This window comes from Halomonas sp. A29, assembly GCF_046723295.1.
In the GTDB taxonomy this organism is placed as follows: Bacteria; Pseudomonadota; Gammaproteobacteria; order Pseudomonadales; family Halomonadaceae; genus Halomonas.
Genome location: NZ_JAXQPR010000002.1, coordinates 481,172 through 494,762, shown reverse-complemented (window position 1 = coordinate 494,762; position 13,591 = coordinate 481,172). Strand labels below are relative to the sequence as shown.

Sequence of the window (13,591 nt, the reverse complement as noted above, 5' to 3'; positions counted from 1 at the left end):
CGACAATGGCGATTTTGAACACCAAAGTCAATCCGCGCAGCGACGGCTTCCAGGCCAACGAAAAGGCCATGCGGCATGAGGTAATGAAGCTGCGCGAGCTGACCGCGGCGATCAGCCAGGGCGGCGGCGAGAAGGCTCGCACCCGGCACGAATCCCGCGGCAAGCTGTTCGTGCGCGACCGCATCGACCATCTGATCGATGAAGGCTCGCCTTTCCTCGAGTTCTCGGCGCTGGCGGCCCATGAAGTCTACGAGAGCGACGTGCCCGCCGCCGGCGTGGTCACCGGCATCGGCCGTGTCTCGGGCGTGGAGTGCGTGATCGTCGCCAACGACGCCACCGTCAAGGGCGGCACCTACTACCCGCTGACGGTGAAGAAGCACATCCGTGCCCAGGAGATCGCCCGCAAGCACCGCCTGCCGTGCATCTACCTGGTCGACTCCGGCGGCGCCTTCCTGCCCCGCCAGGACGAAGTCTTCCCCGACCGCGACCACTTCGGGCGCATCTTCTACAACCAGGCCACCCTCTCCGCCGAAGGCATTCCGCAGATCGCCGTGGTGATGGGCTCGTGCACCGCCGGCGGCGCCTACGTGCCGGCCATGGCCGACGAGTCGATCATCGTCAAGCAGCAGGGCACCATCTTCCTCGGCGGCCCGCCGCTGGTGAAGGCGGCGACCGGCGAGAGCATCAGCGCCGAAGACCTGGGCGGCGCCGACGTGCACGCCAAGATCAGCGGCGTGGCCGACCACTACGCCGAGAACGACGCCCACGCCCTGCAGCTTGCGCGCGGCTGCGTGTCGCGGCTGAACTGGCAGAAGCGCGGCCAGCTCAAGATGCAGGAGCCCAAGCCCCCGCGGCTGGACCCCAGCGAGATCTACGGCATCGTCGGCACCGACCTCAAGAAGCCGTTCGACGTGCGCGAAGTGATCGGCCGCATCGTCGACGACTCCGACTTCGACGAGTTCAAGCGCTACTACGGCGACACCCTAGTGACGGGCTTCGCCCATATTCACGGCTACCCGGTGGGGATCGTGGCCAACAACGGCGTGCTGTTCTCCGAATCCGCGGTGAAAGGCGCCCACTTCATCGAGCTGTGCGCCCAGCGCAAGATCCCGCTGGTATTCCTGCAGAACATCACCGGCTTCATGGTCGGCTCCAAATATGAGCACGAAGGCATCGCCAAGCACGGCGCCAAGCTCGTTACCGCGGTGGCCTGCGCCAAGGTGCCCAAGTTCACCGTGCTGATCGGCGGCAGCTTCGGCGCCGGCAACTACGGCATGTGCGGCCGCGCCTACGACCCCAACCTGCTGTTCATGTGGCCCAACGCGCGCATCTCGGTAATGGGCGGCGAACAGGCCGCCGGCGTGCTGGCCCAGGTCAAGCGCGAGCAGTACGAGCGCGAAGGCCGCGAGTGGAGCAAGGAAGACGAAGAAGCCTTCAAGCAGCCAACCCGCGAGCAATATGAGCACCAGGGTCATCCCTACTATGCCAGCGCACGGCTGTGGGACGACGGCGTGATCGACCCGGCCCAGACCCGCGACGTGCTGGGGCTCTCGCTGGCTGCCGCCATGAATGCGGAAGTGCAAGAGACGAAGTTCGGCGTGTTCCGGATGTGAGTCGTAAAGTGTCTGCGCCTTCGCTCGAAGACTTTACGGGAGCCGTAAATAGATGACTGAAACAAAGAGCTTTTCACAGCTAAGCATTGATGAGCGCGGTGTCGCCCGGCTGACGCTGAATCGTCCCGAGGTGCACAACGCCTTCGACGACAGCCTGATCGCCGAACTCAATGAGCATCTTGCCAAGCTGCACGACGCCGCCCGCCATGGCGAGGTGCGCGTAGTGGTGCTGGGCTCCGAGGGCAAGAGCTTCTCCGCCGGTGCCGACCTGAACTGGATGAAGCGCATGGTGGAGTACGACTTCGAGGGCAACCTGGCCGACTCGCGCAAGCTCTCGCAGCTGATGCATGGCCTGGACACCCTGCCCTGCCCCACCGTATGCCGCGTGCAGGGCGCCGCTTTCGGCGGGGCCGTGGGACTGGCCGCCTGCTGCGATATCGTCATTGCCTCCGAGAAAGCCAAATTCTGCCTCTCCGAGGTCAAGATCGGCCTTTCGCCGGCCGTGATCAGCCCCTACGTGCAGCGCGCCCTGGGTTCGCGCCAAATGCGCCGCTACGCGCTGACCGCCGAGGTGATCGATGCCGACCAGGCGCTGGAGCTGGGCCTGGCCCACCAGATCGTTGGCCACAATCACATCGACGAGGCAGTCGAAGAGATGATCGCGACGCTGCTGGCCGGCTCGCCCCAGGCCCAGCGCGCCACCAAGTCGCTGCTGGCCGAAGTGGCCCGCGACACTGACAGCAAGGCGACCCGCGAGCACACCTGCCGCGTGATCAGCGAGCTGCGCGTGAGCGCCGAAGGCCAGGAAGGCCTGACCAGCTTCTTCGAGAAGCGCCGCCCCGCCTGGGCCGACGACAATACGAATTCCTCGGAGCGCCGCTCATGAGTCAGACCCACGATTCCCGTACCACGCCCTTCGACACCCTGCTGGTGGCCAACCGCGGCGAGATCGCCTGCCGCGTGATGCGCACCGCCCGTGCCATGGGCCTGCGCACCGTGGCCGTGTACTCGGATGCCGATGCCGACGCCCGCCACGTGCGCGAAGCCGACGAGGCCGTGCGCCTGGGCCCGGCCGCCGCCCGCGAGAGCTACCTGAAAGTAGAAGCCGTGGTGGAAGCCGCCAAGCGTACCGGAGCCGGCGCCATTCACCCCGGCTACGGCTTCCTCTCCGAGAACGGCGCCTTCGTCGAGGCGCTGGACACCGCCGGTATCACCTTCGTCGGCCCGCCCGCCTCCGCCATTGCCGCCATGGGCGACAAGTCCGCCGCCAAGGCGCGCATGGCCAACGCCGGCGTGCCGCTGGTGCCGGGCTACCACGGCGACGACCAGGACGACGCCCTGCTGCGCCGAGAGGCCGACAAGATCGGCTACCCGGTGCTGCTCAAGGCCAGCGCCGGCGGCGGCGGCAAGGGCATGCGTGTGGTGGAGAGCGGTGATAACTTCCAGGCTGCGCTGGACGGCTGCCGCCGTGAGTCCCAGGCCGCCTTCGGCGACACCCGAATGCTGATCGAGAAATACCTGACCCAGCCGCGCCACGTCGAGGTTCAGGTATTCTGCGACAGCCACGGCAACGGTGTGTACCTGTTCGAGCGCGACTGCTCCGTGCAGCGCCGCCACCAGAAGGTGCTCGAGGAAGCCCCCGCCCCCGGCATGACCGCCGAGCTGCGCCGCGAGATGGGCGAAGCCGCCGTACGCGCCGCCAAGGAGATCGGCTACGTGGGCGCCGGCACCGTCGAGTTCCTCTTGGACAAAGATGGCTCGTTCTACTTCATGGAGATGAACACCCGCCTGCAGGTGGAGCACCCCGTCACCGAGATGATCACCGGCCAGGACCTGGTCGAGTGGCAGCTGCGCGTGGCCATGGGCGAACCGCTTCCGCTCCAGCAGGACGAACTGACCATCACCGGCCACAGCTTCGAGGCGCGCCTTTACGCCGAAGACCCGGAGCAGGACTTCCTGCCCGCCACCGGTACCCTGGCCCGTTTCGCCATGGACCTGGAAGGCGCCGGACTCGACCCGCGCCAGGTACGCCTGGACAGCGGCGTGGAAACCGGCGACGTCGTCTCCATGCACTACGACCCCATGCTCGCCAAGCTGATCGTTCACGGCGACGACCGCGACCAGGCCCTCTCCACCCTGAACCGAGCACTGGCCGCGCTGGACGTGCAAGGTGTGGTGACCAACCGTGCCTTCCTGCAGCGCCTCGCCACGCACCCGTCGTTCAAGGCGTGCGAGCTGGATACCCGCTTCATCGAGAAGAACGAAGCCACCCTCTTCGCCCCCAAGCAGTACAGCATCGAGGAGTACGCCGGTGCCGCGCTGATCGGCCTCAACCAGCTCGCCCGCGAGTGCGAGAGCGACTCGCCGTGGGACCGCCACGACGGCTTCCGCCTCAACGCCCCACACACCATTCGTATCTCGCTGTGCGACCCTGCGCATGTGCAGGATGAAGAGAGCGTGGTAGTCGTGGAAGGCACCCGAGCCAGCGGCGCCGACCCGTGGGATTTGACCATTGGCGGCGAGACCCTTACCGCCCGCCTGCAGCATCTGGAAGGCGACGCCGTTGCGGTGACTCTCAATGGCCACCGCCGCCGCCTGCAGGCCCGCCGCGACGGCAACGTCGTCGTGATGGTCGACCCGCGTGGCGAAACCCGCCTGTTCTGGCGCCGCATCGACGCCATCGACCACGGCCACCACGAGGCCGAGTCGACCCTCACCGCGCCGATGCACGGCACCGTGGTCGCGCTGCTGGTGGAAGCCGGTCAGAAGGTGGAGAAAGGCATGCCGCTGATGGTCATGGAAGCCATGAAGATGGAACACACCATGACCGCCCCCGCCGACGGCCACGTGGAAAGCTTCCACTTCAATGCCGGCGATACCGTGGGCCAAGGCGACGTGCTGCTGGAATTCGCTCCCGCGGAGTAAGCGGGAAGCAAATCTGAGAGCGCCAAGGTGAGCGGCGCGGGGGTAAGCCGCGCATCATGGCCACGGCCGAGAACCGGAAGGAGTGTAGAACATGGCATTTCCCAAGCGCGTGCGCCTGGTCGAGGTCGGCCCCCGCGACGGGCTGCAGAACGAACCCAACCCGATCGACACGGGCACCAAGCTGGAGCTGATCGACCGCCTGGGCGCCGCCGGCATCCGCTACATCGAAGCGGCCAGCTTCGTTTCGCCCAAGTGGGTGCCACAGATGGTCGACCACCGCGAAGTGATGACCGGCCTCAAGCGCCGCCCAGGCATTACCTACGCCGCCCTCACTCCCAACCTCAAGGGGCTGGAAGCGGCACTGGAGTGTGGCGTCGAGGAAGTGGCGGTATTCGGCGCGGCAAGCGAAGCCTTCTCGCAGAAGAACATCAACTGCTCCGTGGCCGAATCCCTGGAGCGCTTCGCCCCCGTGCTGGAACGGGCGCAAGCGGCCAACGTACGCGTGCGCGGCTACGTCTCCTGCGTACTCGGCTGCCCCTACGAAGGCGAAATCGCCCCGGCCAAAGTCGCCGAGGTTTCAAAAGCACTCTATGACATGGGCTGCTACGAAATCTCGCTGGGCGACACCATCGGCACAGGCACCCCGCTCGCCGCCAAGCGCATGATCGAAGCCGTGAGCGACGCGGTGCCCATGGCCCATCTCGCCGCCCACTTCCACGACACCTACGGCCAGGCGCTCGCCAACCTCTACGCCGTGCTGGAAGAAGGCATCAGCGTGGTGGACAGCTCCGTCGCCGGCCTTGGCGGCTGCCCCTACGCCAAGGGTGCCTCCGGCAACGCCGCCAGTGAGGACGTCGTCTACCTGCTCAACGGCTTAGGCATCGAGACCGGCATCGACCTGAACAAACTCGCCGAAACCGGCACCTGGATCACCCAAACCATCGGCCGGCCGAACCGCTCGAAGGTAGGCGTGGCGCTGGCGGCAAAGTAATCAGGTGATAGAAACGAAAAGCCCCTGAGCCAGGAGGTTGGCTCAGGGGCTTTGTGTCAGATGAGTGCTATAACTATACAGTTAGACGTCGGTTATGGGTGGCTCATCCCAAAGCTGCACTTCGATATAGAGCTCAAATTCAGTTTCCCAATATCGCTCATAAGGGACCATCTGATCATTTTCAGGGACGCCGAACCGAGCAACGAGCTCATCGACCTCGCTGAGAAGAAATACTTGATTGTAGTACGACTTGTCGTCTCGGGTTAGCGCAACAAAGCTATCGGAGAAGGTTAAAGAGGTCACTTCTGGATCAAGCTGAGAGAGAGGAATTCTCAACTCCCTGTGGTCAGCATTCAGATCACGAAACCACGGCGACTCACCCAGCACCAGATAAAAGGGATGGCGTCGACGCGGCTTTCCCCCTCGCGCAATGAACAACTCACGCAGCCGAGCTTCAACCTCACGTCGTACTGCAATATAGTTCCTGCCATAGCGACGGCGATAGCCAGGGTCACGTTCATGACGAGTCAGAAGATCCACGAAAACGGGATCCTCGGAGCCGGCCGATAGCTCCGAGAGGCTTCGAAACGGGCCAGTTTCGCGTAAATAGTAATGAGTTGCGAACTTTGGAAGTCTCACCACGTAACTACTCCAGTTTCCAGCGCCACCCTCTTGCCAGGCACCAAATCGGCACCTGGATCTCCAGACCATCGTTCAGCCGAACCGGAGAAAAAGCCGACCCGCAGCGCGGGTTCGGCTTAAGTCACTTATCAGGATGCTCGCACTAGAGCGGCAGTAGCCTTGCGAACAATCGGTAGCACTAGCAGCAGTACCGGGAATGCAATGATCCAAGACACAGCCCATGAACTCAGCCATTTGGAAATGAACTGCGGGGTGATGCCTACTCCTGTTAACGTACTGATCAGCGAAACGATGCACGTCATCAGTATGGACAGCAACAGAGGCATAACGAGGGACGCATAACGCGCGGGAAGTTTTGGGATGCCAAGAAAAATAGTCGGCTTATCTGCAGCGTTCATAAGGCTCTCCTAGATACAGTCAAGTAAGGCACATTCGCTCAAAACCGAGCGAGCACCCCCAGCAAGGCCGGGGGTGAGGGCGCGTTGATTGACGTTGAACGCTTACGGTCGGTCGCGCATGACGCGATGACAGGCAACATAGTAGGGTGTGCGACCAAGCATGGCAAGAGTCGCCTAACGCTGGGAGTGGGTGTCGTTCGAGAAGCGCTATCTTTTTATGCCGCTGTGATGGACTTAATTCTATAGTTACTTGGCCCTTGTATACCATCTATTCTCGTAAATGTCGCACCCACGACGATATTCCTTTCCATTAGATCAATCATGGTAACTTGGTCACTTCCTTCCCACTCGACGAAAGCCCAATGCCCATCATCTGGAGAAACAACAAAAGGCCATTTAGTATAGTTGTTCTTTTCCTTCTCCCACTCCACCGCCACACCAACAATTTCCTCATTCTCATCTATTTGGTTATTGATTGTTAGCTTAACTCTAAACTCCATATACTGGCGTTCATCATCTACATAACACGCCTTTATCGTAGCCATTATATCTCCCTAAAAAATTGCAAAGACTAATACTCACGCGCCGCGTCTCTAAACGCGGCGCGCGGGCAGTTGTGGGCGCCTTCAATCAATAAAGCTTACTTTGCGCGATAGATGGCACATAGCTTGTGGCCATCCGGGTCACGCACGTAAGCGAGATGCACTGCGCCCAAGCTGCTTTCCCTTAGCCCAGGGGGATCTTCGATCGTCTTGCCTCCATGTGCGACCGCTGTGTCATGGAACGCCTGAACCTGCTCAGGGGAGTTGCACTTGAAGCCAATCGTGCCGCCATTCGCAATCGTCGCTTCTTCGTCATTGATGGGCTCGGTTACACAAAACGAGCTCCCCTCATGCCGATAAAAGAGACGCATATGGCCGGAAGCCGCCTGGTGGCGCAGCGGTTCCCCGGCTCCCAGCGTGCCGAGCACGGCATCGTAGAAGCGCTTCGAACGCTCGATGTCATTCGACCCAATCATCACATGATTCAACATTTCTTTTTTTCCTATTTGAGCACAAAAGACAACCCACCGACGTCAATGAACTAGGCCACCACCCTCGCCACCAGGTGTGCGTTCACATATTGGCCATTGTTGTGGCTTGGGGGATATACGCATGCCCGTCTACCTGCGCATGCTTATTCAACTTTTTCTTACCCTACGCCAGCGTTCTCGGCAAGGCCACCAGGCACGAAGACTCTCTATGGCCACCTCATAATGAGCCGGGGGCGCCGAAGCGCCCCCGATTTTGACCAACTGAAGCCTAGCGACCCACTCAGTGCCAGCTACCCTTGCCACCGCCGATGCCAGTGACGATGGAGACAGCCCCCGACTGGAAGTGGCCGAGCAGTTTGCTGTGGCTGTCGAAGTACAGAATGCTCAGGTAGACCGGCGTAGCCTGGAACTCGAAGCTCACGGTGTCGCGATAGAGCCGTTCGAGATCGTCGGTATAGACGTGTCCGAAGAGTGCGCCGCCGCCCGGTGAGGAGGCGCCGCCGGCATGGCCGTCGAAGGTCTTGCCGCCGGTGATGTTGACCTGGAACTTGAGATAGAAGACCAGGCTGGCCACGCTGCCGTTGGCGGGATAGGACGTCCGTGAGGCAACCAGTGCTGCGGTGGCCTCGTCGATCTTCCCGGGCTCGAGCTTGCCATGCATGGCGACACGGAAGTCGTGGGCGATCAGCTGCTTGTCGATGATCAGAGGAGCGTTCATGGGGGTGATACCTCGTGCGTTGTTCTGGAATCGTTGTTCTGGAATCGGCGGTCGAAGCGAACCGCGACTTACTGCCCTAGTCATTCCAGATCAGAATTCTCATACCCACCGCATCACCTCGGTATCACCACATACGCTGGAAACGGCGCCACGAAGCGCAACGGATCACTTCGGTATCAGCTCACCTTAGGCCCTTGGAAGCGACGTCCTGTTGGCGGATTCTTGGGGAAACAATTACTGGGGGGCACCATCATGGACCTAAAACCGCTACGGATCGCCATCATCGGCGGCGGCGTCTCCGGCCTGTCGCTGGCTTACTACCTTCAGAAGTTCGGTAGCGAGGCGGCCCGACAGCTCGAGGTCACCATCTTCGAGCGCAAGGCCACCCTGGGCGGCAATGCCGAGACGGTGTGGGTCGACCTTGGCTGCCGGCGCTATCCGGGGAAGCCCGACTCGCCCTATCGCCGCTGGGCCGACCTGGGCGTGAATGACGTCAACCTGGCCACCTACCACCGCCTGCGCACGATACTCGGCGAGATCGGCGAGCTGGAACGCATGAAGCCCCTGGAGAATACCGAGAGCTATTTCAGCCGTGATGGGAGCATCGCCCTGACCGACGACAAGGACCTGTTCCGTGGCGTCAGCGACCCGGCCCATGAGCTGAGCAAGGTCGATGGAGGCCGGCTGGCACTACTGATCCCCGTGGTTCACCAAAGCGCTATCGCCCTGGTGGAGAATCATCGCGTTACGCCGCGCTATACGGTGGATGATTTCTTCGACGCCTGTATCGCCGCCCCCGCCGATATGCTGGCCGCGGCGGCGGAGCGTTTGAGCGTTACCATCGACTGGCAGGACCCGGAGCTGCCGGCGCGGCTGGAGCGTATCCGCCAGACCATCTACTACCCCCGCATCTCGGCCATGTATTTCGCCGACGATCGCGGCCCGGGCGGCATGCCGCTCCAGGCCCCCTTCGAGTATTACCGCATTCAGGAGGGCGGCTCGCCCCCGGACCGCCGCTACTTCGAGCATGGCGCCCAGCACTGGCTGGAAGCCCTGGCCGCGCATATCACCAACCCGAATACATCGGGCCCCCGCGTCCAGATCCTGCGCGGCATCGAGGTGGAAGCCAGCCTCTCGACCCAGGGCGTAACGCTGACGGAGTGTGCTCCCGGCGAACGCCGCTGGGAGGCCGACCTGCTGTTCATGGCCACCCATGCCGAAGACGCCCTGCCGCTGCTGACGTTCGGCGACGGCCTGAGCGAGACCCAGCGGGAGCTGCGGCATATCCTCGGCAAGGTGCGCTACACCCGCAGCTTCAGCGTCTGCCACACAGCCGCCGCCCGCCTGCCGCCCAATCGCAACCTGTGGCGCACCTACAACATCGAGGTGCGCAACCCAGAAGACACCTTCTTCCCCTACCGTATCGACTACGTGGTGAACCGCCACCAGAACGATGCCGAGAACCCCGCCTACAACCAGGCCGGCCTGCCACAGTACTTCGTCTCCCTGGTGGATGACCTCAACCGGATTCCCCGCAGCGAGATGCTCGAGCGGCAGTCCTCGCCCCTGGACGCCCCCGCAACGCTGGCGAACACCGAGCCCGGCGAGGCAGGCTATCGGGACCGGCTACCGCCGCTGGACAGCGCCCTGGAAGCCAAGGCCTGGACCCTGTTCAAGCACAACGTGTTGGATGCCAACTGCCTGGAGGCGCAGGCGGAGATCGAGCGCTATAACCAGACTACCGCACGACAGAGCGCCGAAGGCCAAGAGGGTTGCCCACTGCTGTTCGCCGGCGGCTGGACGCGCGGTGCCGGCCTGCAGGAGCAGTGCCTGGAGCAATCGGAGCACCTCGTCGCCCTGCTGCTGGAGGCACCGGAGCGTCGGATCGAGGGTCCCCTGCGGTTAGCGTCGACTAGCAGCAAGGCGAGGCAGCGTCATCACCAGGCCAGCGGCTTCGCCACGGTGCCAGCACGCCCGTAGGGCTTGCAGGGTGCTCACCTCGCTGCCCTTGTCGCCTTCCACCTGCCCGCTCTCCAGCCAGTCGGCATGGGCCTCGATCAGGGCGCGGTGGTGCTCGCCCCAGGCACAGGGCTCCGCCGCCATCAGCTGGGTCAGGCGCCGGGCATAATGGCGCGCCGCATCCGGGCGCCCGTCGAGCAGGCTGACCTCCGCCGCCGCGATCAGGAAGCGATAGCCGTTGTGCCCCACGCAGCCGGCATCCAGCAGCGCTTCGCCCTGTTGCAGGGTCGCCAAGCGAGCCTCGGCCTCCTCTTCCAGCAGCGCCCGGGTGCCCAACACCCAGGGGCCGATAAAGGCCTTGAGGCCGTGCTGTTCGACCAGCTGCCAGGCACGCTCGATGCTGGCGCGCGCCTCGGCCAGTCGCCCGGTGATCAGCTCGACCCGGGCACGACTCTCCAGCAGGAAGGCCTCGAAGCGCCCCGAGCCCAGGCCACGCGCCACCGTCAGCGCTTGTTCAATCTGCTCGTCCGCCGCCTGGGGGTCGCCCTGGGAGATCAGAATCCACCCCGCCGTGAGCCGTGCCACCACCTCCGCACGCCGGTTGCCGACCCGCTTGCCCAGCTCGGCGGCATCGAAGCAGTCGGCGAGCGCCGCCTCGGTCTCGTTGGCATAGATGCGCGCCGTACCCAGCATGAACAGGTTGGAGGCTTCCAGGTCGGCGTGGCCATGGGTTCGGCAGAGCGTTACGCAGTGGTCGAACAGCTCGAGGGTGCTGCGCATCTGCCCCTCGGCATAGTGCGCATCGCCAAGCCCGCTCAGGGCCTGGATCTCGGTGCGCACGTCGCCGCCACGGCGGGCCTGCTCCAGGGCGCGGGTGTGATAGGCCCGGCTGGTGGCGAAATCGCCCCGGGGGAAATAGAGGTTGCCCTTGAGATAGAGCGCCTCAGCCAGGGGCAAGGGGTCCTCCAGCGCCTCGGCCAGGGGCAGCAGGCCATCGAGTATCGCCTCCTCCGCCGCCAGCGCATCGAGCATGTTCAGCACCCGGGCCAGCCAGAGGTCGGCGCTGATGCGCTGCCCCTCCTCCCGGGCGAAGGCACGGGCCGCCTCGAAGTGCTCCCGCGCCGCCTGGATCTGCCCGGTGGCCATCGCCACCTGGCCCTGCAGCAGCATCAACCGATACTCATCCTTCGGCGCGTAGTCGATGGAGCGACACTGCTTCAGCAGCGCCAGGGCTTCCTCGTGCCGGTAGCGGGCCATTTCCGCCGCCACCGCCTGCAGGAACGCACTCGGCGCCTCCAGGGAGCGCGCACGATGAAGGTGGCGCGCCCGCAGGCCCGGTTCCGCCTCGCCGTAGAGTTCGGCCAGGCGCAGGTGCAGGCGGTCGCGCTGTATCTTGGGAATGCCTTCGTAGATGCCTTGCAGGATCAGGTCGTGCACGAAGCGGTAGTTGCCCTCTTCCAGCGGGCGAACCAGGCTGTAGCGCTGGGGCAGTTCGGGCTGGTAATCGGCCTGCCCCAGCACCTCCTGCAGCGACGCCAGGGAGAAGCGCTGCCCCATCACGGCGGCGATGCACATGGCCCGACGATCCAGGTCGGTGAGCTGGTCCAGCTTGGTCTGTACCAGATTGGCGAGGCTAGCCGGCAAGCTGCGGTGGGGATGAAACAGCAGCAGCTGGGTCAGGAACAGCGGGTTGCCCTGGGCCTGGGTGACGCAGCGGGCGGCGTGTTCGGCGGGCACCGTGCCGAAGCTGGCCACAAGGGCCTCGGCCTCCTGGGCGCGCAGCGGCGGCAGCTCGATCAGCGTGAGCGGCAGCTCGGGCAGCTGTGGCCGCAGGCGGGTCTCCAGCGGGTCCTGCTCCAGGCGCGAGGTAAACAGCCAGATCACCGGCGCATCCTGGGTCTCCTGCAGAAGACCGGTGAGGGTGGCCAGCAGCGCCTCGTCGGCCCAGTGCAGGTCCTCTACCACCAGCAGTTGGGGGCGATGGATGCAGCGCGCCAGGAGCACGTCGCGCAGCGCCTGCACCAAGCGCTGGCTGCGGGTCGCGGGCGTCATGGCCGCATAGAGCGACTGTGCCTCCTCCGGCTGGGCCAGCCCCAGCAGCGGACGCAGCAGCATGGCATGGTCCACCGGCAGGCGCAGCGCCGAGAGGCGAGCGAGCAGTTGGGCCTCGGCTAACTCCTCTTCCTTCACCTCACCTTTCGCCTCTCTCTCCACCTCCCCCTGCATCTCATCGGACGCTTGCAGCAGCGAGCGGGTGAGCTGCATCAGCGGGCCTTCATCGGCACGGGTACCGAAGTCCAGCACCTCGGCCTGGTGATGATCGGCATGGGCCGCGGCCATTTCGGCAAACTCGGCGCTGAGGCGAGTCTTGCCGATGCCGGCCACGCCGCGGATGTAGACCAGATGGCCGGCCTGGTAAGCCCGTGTACTCTCCAGGATGGCTTGCAGTTGCCCCAGCTCCACCCGGCGCCCCACCAGATCGAAGCGGGCCTCGTGCGCCTCGTCCCGGGGTTGGCGATAGCGCAGCCACTCCCCGCCTTCGTCATCGAAAACGAAGCGCTCCGCCAACTGCACCGCCACCCCACGCTCGACCCACACGCCGCTCTGCTCACCCGACATGGAAAGCGGCACAGCCGTAGGCCAATGGCCGGCCTGAAGATAAACGCCGCGGGCCACCCCCTGCTCCACCAGGGTGGCGGCACACAACAGGCCGCGCTGGGCATCGCTACGGTAAGCCCGGGGCAGCCCGAACAGCGCCGTGCCCCCTTCCGCCAGGCTACCGCCGAAATGCTGCACCCAGCTCGCCAACGCCGACTGCTCGGCCGCCACGGCATGCAGCTGGATCAGCACGCGGGCGCTCTCCATCTCCTCCACATCGGCGGCGGATACAGCGGCAGCCTCCTCGGCCTCTACCGACAGCGCCTCGACCTCGACGCCGTAGATCTCAGCCAGATGACGCGCGGTACGATACAGCACCGCCTTGCCACTCTCCGCCCGCTTGATGGAAGCGATAGAGACGCACAAACGCCGATCAAAACAGTACTCGGCCAGCGCCTCCTGACTCAGGCCCAGCCGCTTGCGATGCTGCTTCAAGCGCTCACGATCCAGCCGCAAGCGCCCGTCTTGGGGGATGATCACTGGTGGCTTCCTTTGCTGCGTGGGTGGGCGTAAGGGGGTAGTGGGCTAACGCCTGCGTGAGGTACGAGCGGCGTCTTTTACGCGATGGTTATGCATGTACGGCATCTTTTCTAATTTTTGTCTTGGTGTAGTTCACCGGTGGGTATTCGCAGTGATTCTGGAAGTACCACCACA

Annotated in this window: 11 protein-coding genes; 5 read left to right on the top strand and 6 right to left on the bottom strand. The window is 64.1% G+C overall.

Annotated features, from left to right (window positions below; translation table 11 throughout):
• Window positions 1-5: 5 nt before the first annotated feature.
• From SPH52_RS05755 to SPH52_RS05740, 4 genes are all read left to right on the top strand, one after another.
• The gene (locus SPH52_RS05755) at window positions 6-1,613 is read left to right on the top strand and encodes a carboxyl transferase domain-containing protein (protein WP_411794034.1); all 1,608 of its coding nucleotides are present in this window, start codon (window positions 6-8) and stop codon (window positions 1,611-1,613) included.
• A gap of 52 nt (window positions 1,614-1,665) precedes the next feature.
• Window positions 1,666-2,499 (top strand): enoyl-CoA hydratase-related protein, encoded by an 834-nt coding sequence (locus SPH52_RS05750; protein WP_411794033.1) that lies wholly within the window; start codon window positions 1,666-1,668, stop codon window positions 2,497-2,499.
• Window positions 2,496-4,538, top strand: coding sequence for an acetyl/propionyl/methylcrotonyl-CoA carboxylase subunit alpha (locus tag SPH52_RS05745; protein WP_411794032.1), 2,043 nt, complete (start codon window positions 2,496-2,498; stop codon window positions 4,536-4,538). Before SPH52_RS05750 ends, SPH52_RS05745 begins: the two co-directional genes overlap by 4 nt.
• A 91-nt stretch (window positions 4,539-4,629) precedes the next feature.
• Entirely contained in the window at window positions 4,630-5,529 is a 900-nt protein-coding gene (locus SPH52_RS05740; protein WP_411794031.1) for a hydroxymethylglutaryl-CoA lyase, read from the top strand.
• Between the two features lie 81 nt (window positions 5,530-5,610).
• Here the strand turns inward: SPH52_RS05740 and SPH52_RS05735 are convergent, their stop codons facing one another.
• The 5 genes from SPH52_RS05735 to SPH52_RS05715 all read right to left on the bottom strand — a co-directional run bounded on the left by SPH52_RS05735 (window position 5,611) and on the right by SPH52_RS05715 (window position 8,320).
• Window positions 5,611-6,069, bottom strand: coding sequence for a hypothetical protein (locus tag SPH52_RS05735; protein ID WP_411794030.1), 459 nt, complete (start codon window positions 6,067-6,069; stop codon window positions 5,611-5,613).
• Between the two features lie 230 nt (window positions 6,070-6,299).
• Entirely contained in the window at window positions 6,300-6,497 is a 198-nt protein-coding gene (locus SPH52_RS05730; RefSeq protein ID WP_411794110.1) for a DUF2798 domain-containing protein, read from the bottom strand.
• A gap of 287 nt (window positions 6,498-6,784) precedes the next feature.
• Window positions 6,785-7,114: a hypothetical protein gene (locus SPH52_RS05725; RefSeq protein ID WP_411794029.1), complete on the bottom strand. Its 330-nt coding sequence runs from the start codon at window positions 7,112-7,114 to the stop codon at window positions 6,785-6,787.
• Window positions 7,115-7,209: 95 nt separating this feature from the next.
• The gene (locus tag SPH52_RS05720) at window positions 7,210-7,602 is read right to left on the bottom strand and encodes a VOC family protein (protein ID WP_411794028.1); all 393 of its coding nucleotides are present in this window, start codon (window positions 7,600-7,602) and stop codon (window positions 7,210-7,212) included.
• A 280-nt stretch (window positions 7,603-7,882) separates the two neighbouring features.
• Window positions 7,883-8,320 (bottom strand): VapA/VapB family virulence-associated protein, encoded by a 438-nt coding sequence (locus SPH52_RS05715; protein WP_411794027.1) that lies wholly within the window; start codon window positions 8,318-8,320, stop codon window positions 7,883-7,885.
• 252 nt (window positions 8,321-8,572) lie between these two features.
• Between SPH52_RS05715 and SPH52_RS05710 the strand changes: the two genes are divergently transcribed.
• On the top strand, window positions 8,573-10,300 hold the full coding sequence (locus tag SPH52_RS05710; protein ID WP_411794026.1) for an FAD-dependent oxidoreductase: 1,728 nt from the start codon (window positions 8,573-8,575) through the stop codon (window positions 10,298-10,300).
• Here the strand turns inward: SPH52_RS05710 and SPH52_RS05705 are convergent.
• A complete protein-coding gene (locus tag SPH52_RS05705) occupies window positions 10,223-13,417 on the bottom strand; it encodes an ATP-binding protein (protein ID WP_411794025.1) in 3,195 nt (1,064 codons plus the stop codon). The two genes, SPH52_RS05710 and SPH52_RS05705, sit on opposite strands and share 78 nt — an antisense overlap.
• Window positions 13,418-13,591 lie beyond the last annotated feature (174 nt).

Excerpts from the sequence above, each read along its gene's own strand:
- SPH52_RS05755 (WP_411794034.1), top strand. The coding sequence starts at position 6 with ATGGCGATTTTGAACACCAAAGTCAATCCGCGCAGCGACGGCTTCCAG.
- SPH52_RS05750 (WP_411794033.1), top strand. The coding sequence starts at position 1,666 with ATGACTGAAACAAAGAGCTTTTCACAGCTAAGCATTGATGAGCGCGGT.
- SPH52_RS05745 (WP_411794032.1), top strand. The coding sequence starts at position 2,496 with ATGAGTCAGACCCACGATTCCCGTACCACGCCCTTCGACACCCTGCTG.
- SPH52_RS05740 (WP_411794031.1), top strand. The coding sequence starts at position 4,630 with ATGGCATTTCCCAAGCGCGTGCGCCTGGTCGAGGTCGGCCCCCGCGAC.
- SPH52_RS05730 (WP_411794110.1), bottom strand. The coding sequence starts at position 6,497 with ATGCCTCTGTTGCTGTCCATACTGATGACGTGCATCGTTTCGCTGATC.
- SPH52_RS05725 (WP_411794029.1), bottom strand. The coding sequence starts at position 7,114 with ATGGCTACGATAAAGGCGTGTTATGTAGATGATGAACGCCAGTATATG.
- SPH52_RS05720 (WP_411794028.1), bottom strand. The coding sequence starts at position 7,602 with ATGTTGAATCATGTGATGATTGGGTCGAATGACATCGAGCGTTCGAAG.
- SPH52_RS05715 (WP_411794027.1), bottom strand. The coding sequence starts at position 8,320 with ATGAACGCTCCTCTGATCATCGACAAGCAGCTGATCGCCCACGACTTC.
- SPH52_RS05710 (WP_411794026.1), top strand. The coding sequence starts at position 8,573 with ATGGACCTAAAACCGCTACGGATCGCCATCATCGGCGGCGGCGTCTCC.